Raw genomic sequence first — 17,256 nt, 5'->3', positions numbered from 1 at the left:
GCCGTCCCATTGGGATGGCCCTTTCTTTTATTTATTGACATTGTTCTGCTTTTGTTCTATTTTATGATTGCGTTGATTGAAACGATTTGCGCGCTAAATCGAAAAATAGATGGAGAAATATATGACAACAACCAACCTGAATTGTGATACAAACCCTGGGAACATAGTTGATATTGAATTGGTGGATAAAACCTATATCGATCATGCGATTAATTGTTTAGCATCCACTCTTGAAAATACTATCGTGCCGGCGGGCACAATCTTATGGTCTGCTATGGGGACACCGCCAAATGCGTACTTATATTGTGACGGATCGGAGGTTTCTCGCGAAACATATAGTGATTTGTTTGATGCTATCGGTGATCTTTACGGTGCAGGTGACGGTAGCACGACTTTTAATTTACCGGATTTACGTGGTCGATTTGTTCGTGGATGGGATGATACAGGCACCATCGATATTGGCCGCCAATTTGGAAGTTTACAGGATGATCAGCTTCAAGGGCATGGGCATACTATTCGTGGTGGTAGTGGTACCGAGAGCCCAAGTCTAGGCAATAACGGGAATGTTAATTCTAAATGGAATTATGCTGGAGCTAGAAGTGGTGTCGTAACTAATTTAACAACAAATGGACATGGGACGCCCAAGGTTGGAGACGAGACACGACCCAAAAATATCGCATTGCTTCCATGCATTAAATTTTAATTGTTACTAAAGATGGGCCGCATTTGCGGCCCTTTCTTTTAATAAGCCAAAATATGGATATACAATTATTTTATGTAACAGAAGTTAATTTGATAAAGTTTAGCTATTAATGAACGCGCCTTTTCGTCACTAAAAATATGACAAAGATTGCACCTAATGCAGCGGTGACAACACCGATTGGCAATTCCTGTGGGGCAAGAAGTAGGCGACTAACGATATCGCTTAACACAACTAAGGCAGCGCCAAACAAAGCACAAACTATCAACATTGCCCCGTGAAGTGGGCCGACAACGGCACGTGCGAGATGCGGGATCATAAGCCCAACAAAGCCGATGACGCCGACAAGAGCCACAAACAGGCCAGTGCTGATTGCGCAGACGACAAAGATTTCGACCCGTATTTCTTTAGGATCAGCCCCAAGACTGTGAGCTGTATCATCGCCCGCAAGTAGGGCGTCCAAAGGGCGTCTTCTAAAAGCAAAGAAAGACATTAATAAACTAAAACTAGCTATGGCAAAGCCAATTGTTTCCCAACGTGCAAGGCCTAGACCGCCAAGAGACCAAAAGACTACGGAATGGGCAGCACGTTGATCACCTGCAAAGACCAAATAGTTTGTAATCGCCGTAAATAGAAAGGAAACAGCAAGACCAGCAAGGATCAATCGTTCTGGTCCGGTATGTATGGTTCTGGTGACAAGTATTAACACAACAGAAGCTGAAAGTAATCCACCGAGGAAGGCAGCAATGGGAAGGGTCCAAATGCCCAGAAAATCGCCTGTTACCGTAATAACAAATACGGCACCAGCCGCAGCGCCAGAAGAAAGACCGAATAGGAATGGATCTGCAAGGTCGTTCCGTGTGGCTGTTTGTAGAAGCCCACCAACAACAGCGAGACCACCACCAACAAGTGCTGCAAGTATCATGCGAGGTAGCCTTAAATCCAGAATGATCTTTGTCATTGGTTTATTGGCTGGCTCTAAGCCGAATGAGGTCGCGAGATCAGGTCCTAAAAAAGCGGCAATAACGGTTTCAAAGGTAATTGCTGTGCTGCCAGTCGCAATCCCATATGGCATGGCGACGGCCAGGACGAGCCCGGCCGCAACACATACCAATGCAAATGGAAATCTGCGAATAACCATTAGAAGCTTTCAGGATTCATCGCAGCAGCGATTTTGCGAATAGCTTCAATGTTTGCAGGTCCTGGTGTTAATTCAGCATAACGAAGCGCCACGAAACGTCCGTTTTTAACGGCATCTGTTTCACTCATGACTGGATGGGATTTTAAGAAGTCCATCAAACCAGCAGCACCACTACCATCTTGGCTATAGTCTAACAAAACTAGGAATTCTGGGTTTCTGGAAGCAACGGTTTCCCAGTTTGCACGGCCCCAGCTAGTGTCCATATCGTCTAAAATGTTTTTACCACCTGCAGCTTCGATCATTGCTGTCGGGATTGCGTATTTACCTGCGGTAAACGGTTTTTCATCGCCGCTGTCATATAGGAATACACGCGTACCAGCATTTTCCCCAACAGCTTCTTTGATACTTGAGAGTTCTTTTTTCCAACCATCAACTAAAGTGTCAGCTTCTTGTTCTTTGTCAAAAACTTTGCCAAGGCGTAGCATGTCATCAAATAACAAATCCATAGATGCAGCTTTTTTGTTTTTGTCTAAGTGAACACAGCTTTCTGTGAGTTCTAATGTTTTAATGCCATGCTGTTCCAGAATATCAGGTGTTACTTCACCACCTGGTTTCATGCCATAATACCAACCTGCAATAAACAAATCAGGTTCAGCCGCCAATAAGTTTTCCAATGAAGGGTATTTAGGGGCAAGTTCAGGAACGCCACCTAATTTTTCAAGAAGGGCGGGACCTTCAGTTTTGTACCAGCCAGTTACGCCTGTTACACCAACCATTTTGTCTTGTAGATTAAGAGCCATTGCCATCTCATTCATATTCAAGTCATGAACGATGACTTTACTTGGTGAAGTGTTAAAGGTTACGTCGCGGCCGCAACTATCAACTGTAACAGTATCAGCCATAGCGACTTGAGCACCAATGAGCAGAGGTGCTGCAAATAATGCAGAAAGAGCAAAAGATTTACGCATATGTAAATTCCTTTTCAGTTTGTATATTTGTTTCTAGGTGAGGAGCCTCATAAACCCGGAGAGGCTTTCCGGTAACAGGATGGAGGACATCAAGAGTTTCCATTCCAAATACATCCCGCACAATGGCGGGGGATAAGCTTTCTGAGGGCGGTCCATCAGATATAATTTTTCCTTGTCGAACGACAATCACACGATCCGCAAAATCATGCACAAGAGACAAGTCATGCAAGACGGCAATAACCGTTGAAGGTAAGCCTTTGACCAATTTAAGGATGTCTGCTCTAGCACGTAAATCAAGATGATTAGTGGGTTCATCTAACAACAACAGTTCAGGTGATTGCGCAATTGCACGTGCTAGGGACGTACGTTGTCGCTCCCCGCCAGATAATGTTTGAATTGTTTGATCTTTAAACTTTTCTAGACCGCAAATTTTAATCGCTCTATCAATCTGTTTGTTGTCTTCCTTAGCTTTTGAAGAATGTTGATGAGGAATACGACCCAGAGACACATATTCTGCTACAGATAGTAGAGGTTCGATTTGCTCAGATTGTGCCATGACCGCCATTAACTGCGCGCGCTTAAGAGGTGGGATGGCGGACAAGGACTTATCATGTAGTTTTATTTCACCCATAGCCGGATTTAATCGGCCGGATAAATGTTTTTGCAAGATTGACTTGCCTGCACCATTAGGCCCGACGATGGCAACTTTTTCTCCTGCTTGAACTTCTAAGGAGACATGATCCAGAAGTATTTGATCTTTTGAATCTTTGAAAACAAGCTTGCTACAGGAAAGTAAAGTCATTTGCGGTTTCATGATTTATGATCTTTTTATTGCGGTTCAAACAGGCTGGTAGGAATTCGAGCAATTGTCTTTTTATATAGAGCCTTTGGACGTTCTGATGCATTTGTCCAACCATTCAGCCGATTTTTGTATTGCATAGTGAACTCGATTAGAGCCCTAACATCATCATTTGAAGAGATATGCCCGAATAGATAGCTCGCTTTTCCAGTATCCGTGATGCCAACAGAAATTGCGTGTTCACATGCAGCCAAGCATTTAACTTGCTGTATTTTGATATTATTATCCAAACCTGCTTTTAGGCATTCAACGAGTTGGGCCTGACTTAAATTTTCCGATTTTTTGGATTTACAATGTGAGCAAACGGAAATGATCATTGAAGCACCACATATGGTTTCAATGTGACGCGCACAGATAGTCCCTTTAGTTTATGGGAATTTTTAACAAGGCTAACATCATTTCCCAAACATATATGGGGTTTTTGATGCTTAGCCTGTAACAGCAGGAAACGCATTTATTGACCTCCCCGGCACACCTCGTCCGGATTAAGTTATATATATGCGGCAGGTCTCCTGGCTGACAGATCTGACATTTACCCATCCTTCCCAATCAAATAGATCAGTGGTTTATAGGGTTCACTTTCTGCTTACAGTTGCGAGGGCAGCTTCGGCTTTGGCTTCTGATGAATACACCGCACCGTATTCCCTTTTAATCTCAATTCAGTCTTCTTCATTGAGAACCGTAGAGTTTACTTACAGAAAATTGAAAATGAGCTCAAGAAGAAAATTATTCGCATTCTAAACTGAGAGGTGAAGTAACACTCATGCGCGAATTAACATATTCGTTCGATTTCTTGCGGTTTTATACGTGGAATCTGATATATTTCATGAAATTACGCAGACTCTACTTGACCTGAAGCGGTTGTTTTGGCTAAGCTTTTAAAAGTTATGATGATTTTTCAGTGCCATAGAGCTAAAGGCATAATTAAAAAATCGTTTGAAGCAGGGTCGAAGGCAAATTATTCGTTGCACTCAATGCACCTTTGACATGGGATTATACAACTGGAGCCCGACATGACACGTTCAGAATTGATCGCTCGTATTGCTCAACAAAATCCGCATTTGTATCATCGCGATGTTGAGCGCATTGTAACCACCATCTTTGATGAAATTACCGATGCCTTATGTCAGGGCGACCGTGTTGAGTTACGCGGATTTGGTGCTTTTTCCGTAAAACATCGCGAAGCACGTGTTGGTCGTAATCCACGTACAGGCGAATCTGTAAGCGTTGACGCAAAAGCGGTTCCATTCTTTAAGACAGGTAAGCTGTTACGTGAACGCCTAAATGGCGATGAAGAATAACTTAAAGATTTTCCTGTTCTATATCCTGTGATAAGCTTCTTTCGTCGGGGAAGAAGCTTTCCTAGTTTTTCAATATATTTCATAAGGATGTCTGTATATGCGTATCATCAATTGGATTCTATTGTTTCCATTGGTTTTGATCGCAATATCCTTCGCGGTTTCGAATCGCGGAGCGACAGAACTGACGCTTTGGCCGTTTCCGTTTTCTATTGAAATGCCGTTGGTGTTATTCGGCTTTATAATGATGTTAATAGGGTTTTTAGCTGGCGGTTTTGCAAGTTGGGTTGCCGGGCAGAATAAACGCAAAGAAGCGCGTGATACGCGTAAAAAAGCCAACGCCTTAGATAAAGAAGTTCAATCTTTACGATCTGAATTAAAAACTGAAATCAGTGAGGCTGTTCTTCCTGTTCCTTCTGATACAGAAAAACTCCCAACAAATTCAAAATGGTCCGCAAGTAGTTAATTTGCTTTCCTCACAATAAGTTGAGGCAGAGTTTATGCCTTTTTCCAGTGAAGCATCTCTATACTCTTCCTAAATAAATATTACTTTTTAGGCGGAGACACATCTATGCAAAAAGACGCATTATTGAAATGTCTGGAGCAAGTTCTGGATATTATTTCAATTGTGGAGGGGTTAGAGCAGGATCATCAACAAGAACTATATGTAGAAGTTGGTATTGGAAGACATATTCGTCATATCGCAGATCATCTTCAAGCTTTTATACTTGCTGTTGAAAGTGGTGTTCTTGATTATAACCTCCGTCGTCGTGGCCATAGTTGCGAAGAAAATGTTGCGTCAGCCCGTGAGATGCTAGAGGGGCTTTACATCAATATCCAACAGATTCCTTTTAGAGAGCAAGATCTTGAAGTGATTTCGGAGGTTGATGTTTCAGCGTGCCAAACTAGTAGTTTTAAGTCGAATATATCTCGAGAAATACTATACCTTATCAACCATACAATTCATCATACAGCATACATTAGTTTGCTTGCTAAGACCCGGAATGTTACGTTACCAGCCTCTATTGTCCTTGCGCCTGCAACTGCAACATTCTTAAGAGCTGCTAGTTAATATGTGTACTTTGACCATCTTACCAACCCTGAATGGGGCTGTCTTAACCATGAATCGTGACGAAGGCCGCTTTCGTGATGAGGCTAATCGATTACAAGTTGATCACAGTTTATGCTATCCGGTTGATCTGGTCTCAAATGGGACTTGGATTGGTATGAATGAAGATGGGATGGCTGCAGGATTACTTAACCATTATCAAGGTCGTCATCGTGCAGATGTGGCAAAATCCCGGGGTATTTTATTACCGGAAATTTTAAAGAAAAAAACGTTGCAAGATGTCGCTAGTTATTTCGAGTCACTTGAATATGGCGACTTTAACCCGTTTGATCTTGTGGTTTATAAAGATGGTCAGCTATTCCACTTTACATGGAATGGAGAGGACGTATTCTCAAAGCAGATTTCTTTGGGTGAGGGATTCTTCCTAACATCTTCTGGTGAGCGGTTAGCTGAAATTATTGAATATCGCTCTGCTCTATTTAAAGCTTATCAGGACGAATATCTTGGCTACCCACATATGCCCGCAGTCGTAATGTCCTCCTTACATCTCTCTCAAGATGCAAATGATCCGGGACGATCTATTTTGATGCGTCGTGGAAATGCGCATACAAAAAGTATAACCCAAATTCGTATTGCACCAAGTTTAACCGCGATGCGCTATTGGCCAGAAGCCTGTTTCAATGAAGTTGGGACTGTTATCGATGAAACATGTGCACTCGACTTTAGTTATGATAACGCCCCTCAACTAGCTGGGTTTGTTTGATTCTGTCTGAAATCGCTTGGGGTAGATCCGGTAATTCTTTGAAATTCCCTGTTAAAATTTGACTTGGTATTAAAGCCAACTTGAAGAAAAATTGAAGTCACAGATTGATCGGCTGATGTTAGAAGATTCATTGCATCTTTAATACGATATTCATTAACAACTTTGGAAATATTCTGCCCATAAAATTGGTTGATTGCATTTGATAAATCACGTGTGGGGATGCCGAGTTTTCTGGATAAACGGCCTAAAGTTAGATCTGGATCGAGATAAACCTTTTTATCTTCCATCAAGCTAATAAATTTTGAAATAACTTCCTGTATTTCTTTGTCAGATATTTCGTCTTTGTCAGGCGATATTTCTAGGTTTTGCTTTTTGTCACGTGGTCTTTGTGTCGCATGACAAATTAAGATCACATTTAAAGCGAGGCACGGCAGAAGAATGATATGTCCTATTGAAAGAATGTATGGAACAGATTTGCCACTGTTTATTGAGAAATCTATCGCGATTGCTAAATCGATTCCCGCAGAAAAAATCAGCATAAATCCAGCGATTCTTTTTGAGTTTTTCGCCCAGCCCAAATCCGTTAAACGCACATTTTCAGGGATATGCTTTGTTCGTAATGACGAATAAATTAGAGCACTGCCATAGCCTAGATACAAAAATGATAAAGCAAAATCAAATGGTGGTAGCCAATAGAGGCTTGTGACTGAAGCAAAAGCAATGATGACTAATGGTAAAAAATGTAATTTAGAGAGTGTTTTTTCTTTCTCTGCTTGAGAGAAATAGTACCATGCCGAAATCGGTATACTGGCTGCAAGTACAGGTTGGATGAATTGTAGAATATAACTGTCAAAGCTCCATCTTATACCCACAATTGTTGTCATCATTGCACAAAGGCATAAAAACCCAATAGCCATACGTTTTTGATCTGGTCTTAAGATTAAGACAATAACAGCTAACATAATGTATAAAATAGAAGCCACGAATGGCACAGGTATGGCCAACATAATAAATTCCAATGTTATAAAGTTGGATCGATCTTATCCGCTTCTCGTTCTAAATCAATATTTAGGACGTCCTAAATCGTGATCTAGGACGCCAATTCCTGCAACTACTTCTAATCTTGGGAAAATTCTGAGATAGGAGTAAGAAAATGCAAGAATTTATTTATGCGTGGAAAACTTGTTTGCAATTTGATGGATGCGTATCCCGTGTTCTTTATTGGCGATTTTTTCTCGTTAATGCTGCTGTATCATTTGTATTAATTTTGTTGGATATAAATGTCGCTGGCTTTGCGTGGTTGGAAGCTGGATATGGTGCTATAAGCCTACTTCCCTTCCTATCCATGACTGGTCGACGCCTACATGATACTGGTCGAACGGGTTGGTGGATGATGATAATCCTGATTCCAGCAGGTATCATCTTGCTGGTTTATTTTTTATGTCAACGAACAGCTGAAAAAAATCAGAAATCAGGTCAACTTCCTATCGGCATCATCGCTACCTTCGCCATTTTTTGTCTAATTGGATTGACCCCATTGATCTATGCGATGAACCTGCCTTCGCCTTATTCCTCATATAATTTGTTAAAAGGATTTGAGGATCATTCAGCACCAGCTTTAACAAAAAATATGAATTTAAAATCAAAGGCCTCAGAAATCCCCGCTGGCGCATATGGTGTTCTTTATTTTTCCAAACCTTCCATCGGTGCATTGAATAAATTACAAGGGTTAAAGGCAGAAGGCGTATACATAACCACTGATAATAACGGTACAGAATGTGCTGTGAAAAATATCCCAATGATTGCGGGTAAATTTGGGCATAGTCAGTTTGGATATGCTGATATTGCCTCAATTGAGATGATAGTCCTTGATAGCGAAGTTTCAGACGACTTGAAGTTGGGCGCACAAATTGACAGCCGTGACTTTAATATCGCTTCAGATGAAGATAAGGAGGGGGTAGATATACAGATTAAGTCACTTAGTGATATAACGGGCTATAGATTTTTGATCCATCCAAGACGTGCTTGGACCAGTTGGCTGCATGGTCCGCGTATTTCACCAGAATGTGAGAAGCTTTAGAGTTAGAAATTATTGTGGGTTTCCGTGAAAATCGGTTTCTGTGAAGAGAACAGGTGCATTTGGTCCCCCATACCATGCCCAAAGCGCAATGATTGGATCATCTCCCGTTCGCATCGCATGCACTTGTTCACGATCATGTAAAATGAACTCACCCGGCTTACGCGGCATCCAATCTTCATCTCCACGTTTCCAATAGGCAGTTCCATGTAAGACATGATACAATTCTACGCTATCGTGGAAATGTGGCGCATAATAATAGCCGGGTGCTTGAATAAATATCCCGGCATTGATGCTTGGATGTTCATGCATGGCATCGCCAAAACCGCCAACAGGTCCTAAGATTTGGGCGAAGGTAATATGGTTACTGTAATCTGGGAAACGTTTATCCAGATCACTGAAATCATACCATCTGATTTTATTTTCAAGTTCCAATAAAGCCGCTTTTAAAGCGTTATGCTGAGGCAATGTTTCTTTACGTAAGAATTCCCCAAACATGGTTTGAAGATCATGGGATTGCTGTTTGTAGCTTTCAACCAATTGTCCTTCGGTTTTTAAACCTTCTAGATAATTGGCAAAGTGTATATCCAGTTCCTGATGTTGAGGACGCGCATTTGAATAAAGATCAATAACAGCTTTCTGGAAGCTCATTCTAATGTGCCTCCCGCCAGTTATCAGCAATACCTGCATCTACAACAAGTGGTAAACTTAAGCTCAACGCAGGTTCTGCCGCTTTTTCCATCGTGGATTTCAGGAGGGTTGCAACCTCTTTTGCTTTTGCTTCGGGGCATTCAAAGATCAATTCGTCATGCACTTGCAACAGCATCTTCACATCATCATGCCCGTTTGTTTTCAAAATACCCGGAATTCGGATCATAGCCCGTTTGATGACATCCGCTGCAGATCCCTGGATAGGGGCGTTAATTGCCTGACGCTCACCATGATTGCGGCGCATTGGGTTTTTATCGTTGATACTGTTGATATGGATACGACGACCAAAAATAGTTTCTACATAACCATTTGAACGACAGTCTTCGATGGTTTTATCCATAAATTTACGAATACCCGGGAAACGTTCAAAATAGCTATCAATAAATTGTTTGGCTTCCGTACGACTAACATCCAGTTGGTTCGCAAGACCAAAGGCGGAGACACCATAGATAATACCAAAGTTAATGGCTTTGGCGTTTCGGCGCATCATTGGGTCCATACCTTCAACAGGAACGCCAAAGACCTCTGATGCTGTCATGGCGTGAATGTCGATACCATCACGGAAAGCAGCTTGCATGGTTTCAAGGCCTGCAATTTCTGCAATTAAACGAAGTTCAATTTGGCTATAATCAAGCGCGAGTAATTTGTTGCCCGGTTTTGCAATAAAGGCTTCACGGATTTTACGGCCTTCTTCGGTACGCACAGGGATATTTTGTAAATTCGGATCAGTTGAACTTAAACGACCAGTTTGCGCCCCGGTCATCATATAGGATGTATGAACACGTTTACTGGTCGGGTTAATCTCACGCAGTAAAGCTTCGGTATAGGTGGAACGCAGTTTGCTTAATCCGCGCCATTCTAGGATTTTAGCAACGATTGCATGTTCATGCGCCAAGCTTTCTAATACGTCGGCGCTGGTAGAATAACTACCGGTCTTGGTTTTCTTGCCACCCGAAAGTTCTAATTTTTCAAACAGGATTTCACCCATTTGTTTGGGGGAGCCGATATTAAATTCTTGTCCAGCCAATTCATGGATTTCTTTTTCCAATTCCGCAATACGATCCGCAAAATCAGCTGAAAGCTGGGTGAGACGGGCCGGATCAACCAACACGCCTTCTTGTTCCATATCAGAAAGGATTTTGGTTAAGGGGCGTTCAATTGTCTCATAAAGCGTTGTCAGTTTTTCCTGCAGCAATCGCGGTTTGAGTATTTCCCATAAACGTAAGGTTACATCTGCATCTTCTGCGGCATAGTCGCGTGCTTTATCTAACTCCACATAGTCAAAGGTAACCTGTTGTTTGCCTTTACCTGCGACTTCTTCAAATTTAATTGGTTTTACACCTAGGTGAAGTTCGGCCAATTCATCCATACCATGGCCATGTAATCCGCCTTCAAGCACAAAACTTAATAACATTGTGTCATCAACGGGGGAGACATTCACCCCATTGCGGGCGAAAATGGTCATATCATATTTGATATTTTGACCAATTTTAAGAACACCAATATCTTCCAGAAGTGGCTTTAACATCTCAAGTGCACGGGCTTTATTAATTTGTTTGGGGGCTTCTTCTTCTTCTGATCCACCACCAAGTAAATCCCCCTGAACTACTTTTGCCTTATGATCCACTGGGATATAACAAGCTTTACCTGCGATTGAACAGAGAGAAATACCAACCAGTTCAGCGATATTTTGATTAACACTGGTGGTTTCTGTGTCAACCGCTACATGTCCAACGGAATAGGCTTCATCAATCCATTTTTGAAGCGTTTCTTCATCTTGGACCAAGCTGTATTCTGCTTTGATTTCCGCTTTCTTTACTTCATTGAACTTGCCATGATCATGGCTTTCAAATTTGGAAATCAAACGTTTGAATTCCATCTCACGTAAGAAATCAAGAAGCTTGTCTTCATCTAATGGACGGCGTTTCAACTCAGATAGAGGGACTTCTACATCCACATCTTGTTTTAATGTCACCAATTCCTTAGAGATACGCGCAAGATCGGCCTGTTCCATCAGTTTTTCACGGCGCTTTGGCTGTTTGATTTCCTCAGCACGATCTAGCAGGCTTTCCAGATCACCATATTCATCAATTAATTGCGCCGCAGTTTTGATACCAATACCTGCAACACCCGGTACGTTATCGGCACTATCCCCTGCCAGTGCTTGCACATCTACGACGCGCTCTGGTCCAACACCAAATTTCTCTACCACTTGTTCCGGGCCAATCTTGATATTTTTCATTGGATCCCACATGGAAATCCCATCACCCACCAATTGCATCAAATCTTTATCGGATGAGACAATGGTGACTTCTGCCCCAAGGTCACGTGCTTGGCGGGCATAGGTTGCGATCAGATCGTCGGCCTCAAAACCTTCCATATCAACAGCGGGCAGATTAAAGGCTTCGGCGGCTTCACGAATTAGAGGGAATTGCGGTTTCAGGTCATCCGGGGCTTCTGGACGATGTGCTTTATAGTCAGGATAAATTTCTGAACGGAAACCCGCGCGCGCGCGATCAAACATAACCCCGACATAATCTGCATCAGTATCTTCCACCAATTTATGGATCATGGTGGAAAAACCAAATACAGCATTGGTTGGTGTGCCATCCGCTTTACTCATGGGTGGTAAACCAAAATAAGCACGGAAAATATAGCCCGATCCATCAATCAGATAGACATGTCTTGGTTTATTGCTATCGGCATTGGTATCGGACATGGAATTTCCCTTATACTGGCTGAAATAGATACAGCAGATTTATCGTTAAATTTGGAGATAGTCTAAACAGATTCGGGGCGAGTTAAACCCACCCCGAAATCGAAACTTAATTTATCTGAGAAGCTATACTTAGCCTAGATAAAACTTAGTGGTGACCACCAACTTTTGCGCCTTCTTTCAGCACAAAACGTTTGTCGCAATAAGGGCAGTCAACAAAGTTCTCTTTATCTTGTGTGATGGTTAGATAAACTTTTGGATGGCCCAATGCGCCCCCACCACCGTCACAGGAAACTTTTAGACTTTCAACTTCAACTGTTTCCGGTTGATTAATATCTGGTGCCTGCATGGAGGAAACTCCCCGTTTATTAGTTCTTTAAACTATGGTTTAATCCTGATCTGTTTCTTGATAAGAATAAGTCTTTAGAGAGCTTTTCTTCGCAAGACAGCTTGTAAAAATATACATAACTCCATAAATCAATAATGTCAGCCCAAATTTTATCTAATGTCTGAATAAATAGATAGCAAATATCGGGGGCGAAGCGGGTTTGAAATACGGAAAGTTAAGGAAATAATTCAATGGGCAGTTCAGCCATTTCAAAAGGTGCTGCAATTCCGACACCGGAATATGCGATCAACATTAAAGGTCTGACCAAGAAATATAAGCCGCAAGGTAAAGCACCGGGCAAACTGGCGCTGGATAATGTTGATTTGGCAATTCCAAGAGGGAGCCTATTTGGATTACTTGGCCCAAATGGCGCAGGCAAGTCCACCATGATTAATATCATGGCAGGTCTGGTTTTAAAAACAACGGGCAGTGTTGAGATTTGGGGTACGGATATTGATGAACATCCTCGTAACGCAAAAGCATCTATTGGTATTGTGCCGCAAGAGTTAAATATCGATCCTTTCTTCACACCAGAAGAGTTAATGAATATTCATGCGGGCATGTATGGGGTGCGTAAAAAAGATCGCCGCACCGAAGAAATTTTGAAATCCGTTGGCCTTTGGGATAAACGCGATGCCTATGCCCGTACACTGTCAGGTGGGATGCGTCGCCGTATGTTGATTGGTAAAGCGATGGTCCATAATCCGCCCATTCTGGTTTTGGATGAACCAACCGCAGGTGTGGATATTGAATTGCGTCAACAGCTTTGGGAAAATGTGGTGGAACTTAACAAGCGTGGCACCACGATCCTTTTGACCACCCATTATCTGGAAGAAGCCGAAGAACTTTGTGACGAAATTGCCATCATCAATCACGGCACTGTGGTTGCCCATGATGATAAGAAAAAGCTTTTAGGTCGTTTGGATGCGAAAACATTAAAACTATCCGTACGTGAAGATTTATCGGAAGCACCAGAAGCTTTGGCGAAATTCAAGCCAAGCTTGAAAAAAGAAAGCGATGGCCTCACCTATATCACCATCAGCTATAAACCTTCCGAGGTTACCGCGGGTGATATCATCACCGCCACAACTGGTGCTAGTCTCTCTATCGTCGATGTATCCACCGAAGAAACGGATTTGGAAGATATCTTCTTGCAGCTTACGTCGCAGGCTGCGGCCTAAATATTATTCCTCATCTAATTCTTGAATTGCTTGATAGAGGTCCAGTATGCGCTGGGCCTCTTTTGCATGAAGGCCTTCGATTAATTTTCCATTCAGCAAAGCAACTGCTTTCTTCTCTGCTTTGGCGGCATTGAAAGCTTCAATCACCTCTTTTGCGTGAGCAACTTCTTCCTCACTTGGGGCAAAGACTTCATTTGCGATATCCAGATTTTTAGGATGGATCAGGCTTTTGCCATCAAAACCCATAGCTAAGGCTTGTTCGCAAGATTGTCGCAATCCATCCAGATTATGCACATCTGTATAAACCCCATCAATTACTGCAAGGCCATAGGCACGGGCAGCAAGGATGCAGCGTTGCGTGGAAAATTGCAGCTGGCTGCGATCCGCATCAGGTTGTACCCGTAAATCTTTTGCTAAATCTTCCAGTCCTAATAAGAGGCCTGCCATGCGCGGATGGGATTTGGCAATATCCTTGGCGTTTAGAATGCCTTTGGGTGTTTCCATCATACACCAGATTTTCAAATTATCTGGCGCACCAGCCCGTTCCAATATATCCACCGATTTTTGAACGCGTTTTGCTGTATTTACTTTAGGTAACATGATCGCATGGGCACCAGAATGGGCCATGATGCGCAAGTCTTCTTCCCCCCAAGGAGTATCAATAGCATTCACCCGAACGATAATTTCGCGATTGCCATAACCACCTTCTTTCAGATGATTTATAATTTCCTGACGTGCTTCCATTTTGGCTTCAGGTGCGACCGCATCTTCCAGATCCATGATAATCGTATCAACTTTCAGGCTGCGTCCTTTATCAAGTGCGCGGGCATTTGATCCCGGCATGTAAAGCATGGAACGGCGTGGACGATTATCAATGGACATAACGTGGCCTCATCATAAATATAGACTTAGAAGTGAGAGTATAAACCTGCCTTATTATCTGGCAAGTTACTCTTTTATTTCAATCAGTAACAAGATTGAGGAATGGAAATAAGAATCGACAGGTCTTGGATTTTGGCTATGCTGCGCCTTATGTCGATACTTACAATTCAAAGTCATGTTTCATATGGGCATGTGGGAAATGCCGCAGCCGTCTTTCCGCTACAACGCCTTGGTTATGAAGTCTGGCCTGTAAATACAGTGTTGTTTTCAAATCATGCGGGTTACCCAACAGTAAAAGGGCCGGTATTGCCCGCCCAAGATGTTGCAGATGTTATCCAAGGGATTGGGGAACGTAATGTATTTTCATCCTGTGAGGCTATTCTTTCAGGATATCTTGGTTCTGTGGAACTAGGGGAGGTTGTTTTATCAGCTGTAAAGCAAGTTCAAGAAGCTAATAATTCTGCACTATATTGTTGTGACCCTGTGATGGGAGATCGCGGTAAAGACATTTATGTACATCCTGATATCCCGGATTTCATTGGTCGAGAGGTTTTACCAAAGGCCGATATTCTTATTCCCAATCACTTTGAGTTGGAAACATTAAGCGGATCTTCCTTAACAACAACATCTGATATTGTATCTGCGACCTGCAAGTTGATAGAGGTTGGGCCGGATGTTGTGATTGTGACAAGTGTTGAGACCTCCACGGATGATCCCGATACGATCTCAATGCTTGCTGTGTCAAAGGATAAAGTTTTTAAAGTTCAAACACCCAAGCTGCCTTTTGACATTCAACCAAGCGGATCAGGTGATTTATCTGCGGCCTTATATCTTGCGCATTACTTAAAATGTAAGAAAGTGGATCAGGCATTGGCACAGATGGTGGCATCAGTTTATAGCCTGCTGCATGAAACATTAGCGATGAAAAGCGAAGAAATTGTCCTTGTTAAAGCGCAGGATATGATCTCAGAACCGCGTTTCAAATTTGATGTTCAGGAATTATCGGTTTCCTGAAGGTTAGATAGCCAAAGCTTCAAAGTTTTCTCATAGTCTTTAAACGCACGACGGCCACTGTCTGATAGCTGATAGAGAGTATAGGGGCGCCCATCATCCGTAATCATTTGACTATGTAGATAGCCTTCATTGCTAAGTTTCTTCAGGTGAGCATCAAGATTTCCATCTGTAATATTCAATAATGTCTTTAGCTGTTTAAAGCTGCGTGGCTCCATGACGAGTAATATGGCTAAACGTGTTCGGACAGGTTGGTGCAATATGGGGTCCAGTTTAGGATATCGGGACATAGCCTAAACATTCTTTAAGATAAATGTTTGATTATGCTGATCCCATGTCCATAAGGGGCGACCTGATTTTAATTGGACGCCACCCAACCATTCATCGCGATCCAGAAAGTCAAATGCTGTTGCTGCCCCCTCTAAAACCTGATTGCCATATTCTGTGAGGAGAAGTTTTTGTTCCTCAAAAGGTGTAGAGCCTGTTTCGTATTTAGGGGCAAACCAAAAAGCCTCATCAGATTGAGTTGTTAATAACGGTGTTTCGCCGGAACATAATTTTTCGATTAATATATAGCTATACCAATCCCCAATATATAGACATTCTTCCAGCTCCATATTCTGACGGAATATATCAACAGGTGTGTTTATGCCTTCTCTTACTAGATTCAAGATTTGGTATTCAGTGCGTGTTAAACCGGTTTGTGCGTTCGGGTATTCTTCAAAATGTCGGAATAATGCAGCTTTTAAAAATGGGAAAGAAGCGTGATCGGACTTTGAAAAGTTTAGTAATTCATTTGGTTGGTTGTTTGTAAAAGCTTTCCATCCTTTTGAAGCAATATCTAAATCCATATTTGTAATGTTTGATTTCGTGGAAGATAGGTTGGAAATCTGATCAATATTTAGTTGCCCTAATCCGCGGAAATGACTGATCTCTTTATGTTTATCGATGCAGATCATGTATAACTTGGATGGATCAATATGTATTTGATGTAATTGATCAAGTATTTGAAGTATTTGTAACTGATCTAGTAGATCATGTTCAAACCAAAGAATGATTTCTTCATATTTATCAGCAGCAAGTATATGAGCATCACGTAATTGAAAATCTCTGACAACATCTTCTGCATTGAGTCCAAAGCCGGATAAATATTCTGCACGTAATTGACTGGTAGATGTCAGGTTAGATTTACCTCGAAAAGGGCCATGATGCATCGGGTCGCGCCAAGGTAGAACGTCACCTTTTAGGTTACTTTCCTTAATTAAGTTTGCCGCTGCATCCCCATTTGTGATGTGTAAAATTTTCATTTTTTCTGCCAATCAATAATTACTCTGAAATTCAGAGTAATTTAACTCTGTTTTTCAGAGTGTCAAATATAAACGGAATTATCATACTTCACGCTTAAGTATGGAAAAAACTTTCTGTCTCTTCATATAAGTAATTTATCCCCAAAAGTTATCCACAAGTAATTGTGGAAAGTTTGTGGGTGTTC

The 17,256-nt window shown here is 42.0% G+C and carries 19 protein-coding genes and 1 riboswitch; of the genes, 8 read left to right on the top strand and 11 right to left on the bottom strand.

Features of this window, described 5'->3' with window-relative positions; all coding sequences use genetic code 11:
* Positions 1 to 121: 121 nt before the first annotated feature.
* On the top strand, positions 122 to 703 hold the full coding sequence (locus E1160_RS16415; protein ID WP_235914192.1) for a phage tail protein: 582 nt from the start codon (positions 122 to 124) through the stop codon (positions 701 to 703).
* 106 nt (positions 704 to 809) lie between these two features.
* Here E1160_RS16415 and E1160_RS16410 read toward each other — a convergent pair whose 3' ends face one another.
* The 4 genes from E1160_RS16410 to E1160_RS16395 are packed head-to-tail and all read right to left on the bottom strand — an operon-like array spanning position 810 to position 3,985.
* The gene (locus E1160_RS16410) at positions 810 to 1,841 is read right to left on the bottom strand and encodes a FecCD family ABC transporter permease (protein WP_218048965.1); all 1,032 of its coding nucleotides are present in this window, start codon (positions 1,839 to 1,841) and stop codon (positions 810 to 812) included.
* Positions 1,841 to 2,809 (bottom strand): ABC transporter substrate-binding protein, encoded by a 969-nt coding sequence (locus E1160_RS16405; RefSeq protein ID WP_218048964.1) that lies wholly within the window; start codon positions 2,807 to 2,809, stop codon positions 1,841 to 1,843. Before E1160_RS16405 ends, E1160_RS16410 begins: the two co-directional genes overlap by 1 nt.
* Entirely contained in the window at positions 2,802 to 3,623 is an 822-nt protein-coding gene (locus E1160_RS16400; RefSeq protein WP_155157189.1) for an ABC transporter ATP-binding protein, read from the bottom strand. The genes E1160_RS16405 and E1160_RS16400 overlap by 8 nt, the downstream gene beginning before the upstream one ends.
* A 14-nt stretch (positions 3,624 to 3,637) precedes the next feature.
* On the bottom strand, positions 3,638 to 3,985 hold the full coding sequence (locus E1160_RS16395) for a DUF1636 family protein (RefSeq protein WP_155157188.1): 348 nt from the start codon (positions 3,983 to 3,985) through the stop codon (positions 3,638 to 3,640).
* Between the two features lie 168 nt (positions 3,986 to 4,153).
* A riboswitch (cobalamin riboswitch) is annotated at positions 4,154 to 4,367 on the bottom strand.
* A 314-nt stretch (positions 4,368 to 4,681) separates the two neighbouring features.
* On the opposite strand from E1160_RS16395, the gene ihfB reads away from it, so the two are divergent.
* The 4 genes from ihfB (at position 4,682) to E1160_RS16375 (ending at position 6,798) form a co-directional block, all read left to right on the top strand.
* The gene (gene ihfB / locus E1160_RS16390) at positions 4,682 to 4,969 is read left to right on the top strand and encodes an integration host factor subunit beta (RefSeq protein WP_155157186.1); all 288 of its coding nucleotides are present in this window, start codon (positions 4,682 to 4,684) and stop codon (positions 4,967 to 4,969) included.
* 97 nt (positions 4,970 to 5,066) lie between these two features.
* A complete protein-coding gene (locus E1160_RS16385) occupies positions 5,067 to 5,432 on the top strand; it encodes a LapA family protein (RefSeq protein ID WP_155157184.1) in 366 nt (121 codons plus the stop codon).
* Between the two features lie 105 nt (positions 5,433 to 5,537).
* Complete coding sequence (locus tag E1160_RS16380) at positions 5,538 to 6,038, top strand: hypothetical protein (RefSeq protein WP_155157182.1); 501 nt, start codon at positions 5,538 to 5,540, stop codon at positions 6,036 to 6,038.
* Between the two features lies 1 nt (position 6,039).
* On the top strand, positions 6,040 to 6,798 hold the full coding sequence (locus tag E1160_RS16375) for an NRDE family protein (protein WP_155157181.1): 759 nt from the start codon (positions 6,040 to 6,042) through the stop codon (positions 6,796 to 6,798).
* Here the strand turns inward: E1160_RS16375 and E1160_RS17470 are convergent.
* Positions 6,777 to 7,781: a helix-turn-helix domain-containing protein gene (locus E1160_RS17470; RefSeq protein WP_218048963.1), complete on the bottom strand. Its 1,005-nt coding sequence runs from the start codon at positions 7,779 to 7,781 to the stop codon at positions 6,777 to 6,779. The two genes, E1160_RS16375 and E1160_RS17470, sit on opposite strands and share 22 nt — an antisense overlap.
* A gap of 170 nt (positions 7,782 to 7,951) precedes the next feature.
* Here E1160_RS17470 and E1160_RS16365 point away from each other — a divergent pair, with 170 nt between their 5' ends.
* Positions 7,952 to 8,878: a DUF805 domain-containing protein gene (locus E1160_RS16365; RefSeq protein WP_155157177.1), complete on the top strand. Its 927-nt coding sequence runs from the start codon at positions 7,952 to 7,954 to the stop codon at positions 8,876 to 8,878.
* Positions 8,879 to 8,887: 9 nt separating this feature from the next.
* Here E1160_RS16365 and E1160_RS16360 read toward each other — a convergent pair whose 3' ends face one another.
* The 3 genes from E1160_RS16360 to E1160_RS16350 all read right to left on the bottom strand — a co-directional run bounded on the left by E1160_RS16360 (position 8,888) and on the right by E1160_RS16350 (position 12,651).
* Positions 8,888 to 9,526 carry a dimethylsulfonioproprionate lyase family protein gene (locus E1160_RS16360; protein ID WP_218048962.1) on the bottom strand — a complete coding sequence of 213 codons (639 nt, stop codon included), beginning with the start codon at positions 9,524 to 9,526 and terminating at the stop codon, positions 8,888 to 8,890.
* 1 nt (position 9,527) lies between these two features.
* Positions 9,528 to 12,305, bottom strand: coding sequence for a DNA polymerase I (gene polA, locus E1160_RS16355; RefSeq protein WP_155157172.1), 2,778 nt, complete (start codon positions 12,303 to 12,305; stop codon positions 9,528 to 9,530).
* 145 nt (positions 12,306 to 12,450) lie between these two features.
* Complete coding sequence (locus tag E1160_RS16350; protein WP_155157170.1) at positions 12,451 to 12,651, bottom strand: zinc-finger domain-containing protein; 201 nt, start codon at positions 12,649 to 12,651, stop codon at positions 12,451 to 12,453.
* A gap of 230 nt (positions 12,652 to 12,881) precedes the next feature.
* Here E1160_RS16350 and E1160_RS16345 point away from each other — a divergent pair, with 230 nt between their 5' ends.
* Entirely contained in the window at positions 12,882 to 13,871 is a 990-nt protein-coding gene (locus E1160_RS16345) for an ABC transporter ATP-binding protein (RefSeq protein WP_155157168.1), read from the top strand.
* Positions 13,872 to 13,874: 3 nt separating this feature from the next.
* Here E1160_RS16345 and E1160_RS16340 read toward each other — a convergent pair whose 3' ends face one another.
* Entirely contained in the window at positions 13,875 to 14,753 is an 879-nt protein-coding gene (locus E1160_RS16340) for an HpcH/HpaI aldolase/citrate lyase family protein (RefSeq protein ID WP_155157166.1), read from the bottom strand.
* Between the two features lie 102 nt (positions 14,754 to 14,855).
* Between E1160_RS16340 and pdxY the strand changes: the two genes are divergently transcribed.
* Positions 14,856 to 15,767, top strand: a complete 912-nt coding sequence (gene pdxY / locus E1160_RS16335) for a pyridoxal kinase PdxY (protein ID WP_218048961.1) — start codon at positions 14,856 to 14,858, stop codon at positions 15,765 to 15,767.
* Here the strand turns inward: pdxY and E1160_RS16330 are convergent.
* The gene (locus tag E1160_RS16330) at positions 15,746 to 16,054 is read right to left on the bottom strand and encodes a transcriptional regulator (protein ID WP_155157164.1); all 309 of its coding nucleotides are present in this window, start codon (positions 16,052 to 16,054) and stop codon (positions 15,746 to 15,748) included. The two genes, pdxY and E1160_RS16330, sit on opposite strands and share 22 nt — an antisense overlap.
* A gap of 3 nt (positions 16,055 to 16,057) precedes the next feature.
* A complete protein-coding gene (locus E1160_RS16325) occupies positions 16,058 to 17,071 on the bottom strand; it encodes a DUF1835 domain-containing protein (RefSeq protein ID WP_155157161.1) in 1,014 nt (337 codons plus the stop codon).
* Positions 17,072 to 17,256: the final 185 nt, after the last annotated feature.

The sequence above is a fragment of the Curvivirga aplysinae genome, from assembly GCF_009711445.1.
GTDB classification, from domain to species: domain Bacteria; phylum Pseudomonadota; class Alphaproteobacteria; order UBA8366; family Aestuariispiraceae; genus Curvivirga; species Curvivirga aplysinae.
Note: the sequence above shows the minus strand (reverse complement) of the source record. Positions and strands in the feature narration are given on the sequence as shown.

What these genes read in the sequence shown, in the direction of transcription:
- E1160_RS16385 (WP_155157184.1), top strand. Translation starts at nt 5,067, where the DNA reads ATGCGTATCATCAATTGGATTCTATTGTTTCCATTGGTTTTGATCGCA.
- E1160_RS16405 (WP_218048964.1), bottom strand. Translation starts at nt 2,809, where the DNA reads ATGCGTAAATCTTTTGCTCTTTCTGCATTATTTGCAGCACCTCTGCTC.
- E1160_RS16325 (WP_155157161.1), bottom strand. Translation starts at nt 17,071, where the DNA reads ATGAAAATTTTACACATCACAAATGGGGATGCAGCGGCAAACTTAATT.
- E1160_RS16410 (WP_218048965.1), bottom strand. Translation starts at nt 1,841, where the DNA reads ATGGTTATTCGCAGATTTCCATTTGCATTGGTATGTGTTGCGGCCGGG.
- E1160_RS16365 (WP_155157177.1), top strand. Translation starts at nt 7,952, where the DNA reads ATGCAAGAATTTATTTATGCGTGGAAAACTTGTTTGCAATTTGATGGA.
- E1160_RS16400 (WP_155157189.1), bottom strand. Translation starts at nt 3,623, where the DNA reads ATGAAACCGCAAATGACTTTACTTTCCTGTAGCAAGCTTGTTTTCAAA.
- pdxY (WP_218048961.1), top strand. Translation starts at nt 14,856, where the DNA reads ATGGAAATAAGAATCGACAGGTCTTGGATTTTGGCTATGCTGCGCCTT.
- E1160_RS16380 (WP_155157182.1), top strand. Translation starts at nt 5,538, where the DNA reads ATGCAAAAAGACGCATTATTGAAATGTCTGGAGCAAGTTCTGGATATT.
- E1160_RS16345 (WP_155157168.1), top strand. Translation starts at nt 12,882, where the DNA reads ATGGGCAGTTCAGCCATTTCAAAAGGTGCTGCAATTCCGACACCGGAA.
- E1160_RS16360 (WP_218048962.1), bottom strand. Translation starts at nt 9,526, where the DNA reads ATGAGCTTCCAGAAAGCTGTTATTGATCTTTATTCAAATGCGCGTCCT.
- E1160_RS16330 (WP_155157164.1), bottom strand. Translation starts at nt 16,054, where the DNA reads ATGTCCCGATATCCTAAACTGGACCCCATATTGCACCAACCTGTCCGA.
- E1160_RS16395 (WP_155157188.1), bottom strand. Translation starts at nt 3,985, where the DNA reads ATGATCATTTCCGTTTGCTCACATTGTAAATCCAAAAAATCGGAAAAT.
- polA (WP_155157172.1), bottom strand. Translation starts at nt 12,305, where the DNA reads ATGTCCGATACCAATGCCGATAGCAATAAACCAAGACATGTCTATCTG.
- E1160_RS16340 (WP_155157166.1), bottom strand. Translation starts at nt 14,753, where the DNA reads ATGTCCATTGATAATCGTCCACGCCGTTCCATGCTTTACATGCCGGGA.
- E1160_RS16375 (WP_155157181.1), top strand. Translation starts at nt 6,040, where the DNA reads ATGTGTACTTTGACCATCTTACCAACCCTGAATGGGGCTGTCTTAACC.
- E1160_RS16415 (WP_235914192.1), top strand. Translation starts at nt 122, where the DNA reads ATGACAACAACCAACCTGAATTGTGATACAAACCCTGGGAACATAGTT.
- E1160_RS16350 (WP_155157170.1), bottom strand. Translation starts at nt 12,651, where the DNA reads ATGCAGGCACCAGATATTAATCAACCGGAAACAGTTGAAGTTGAAAGT.
- ihfB (WP_155157186.1), top strand. Translation starts at nt 4,682, where the DNA reads ATGACACGTTCAGAATTGATCGCTCGTATTGCTCAACAAAATCCGCAT.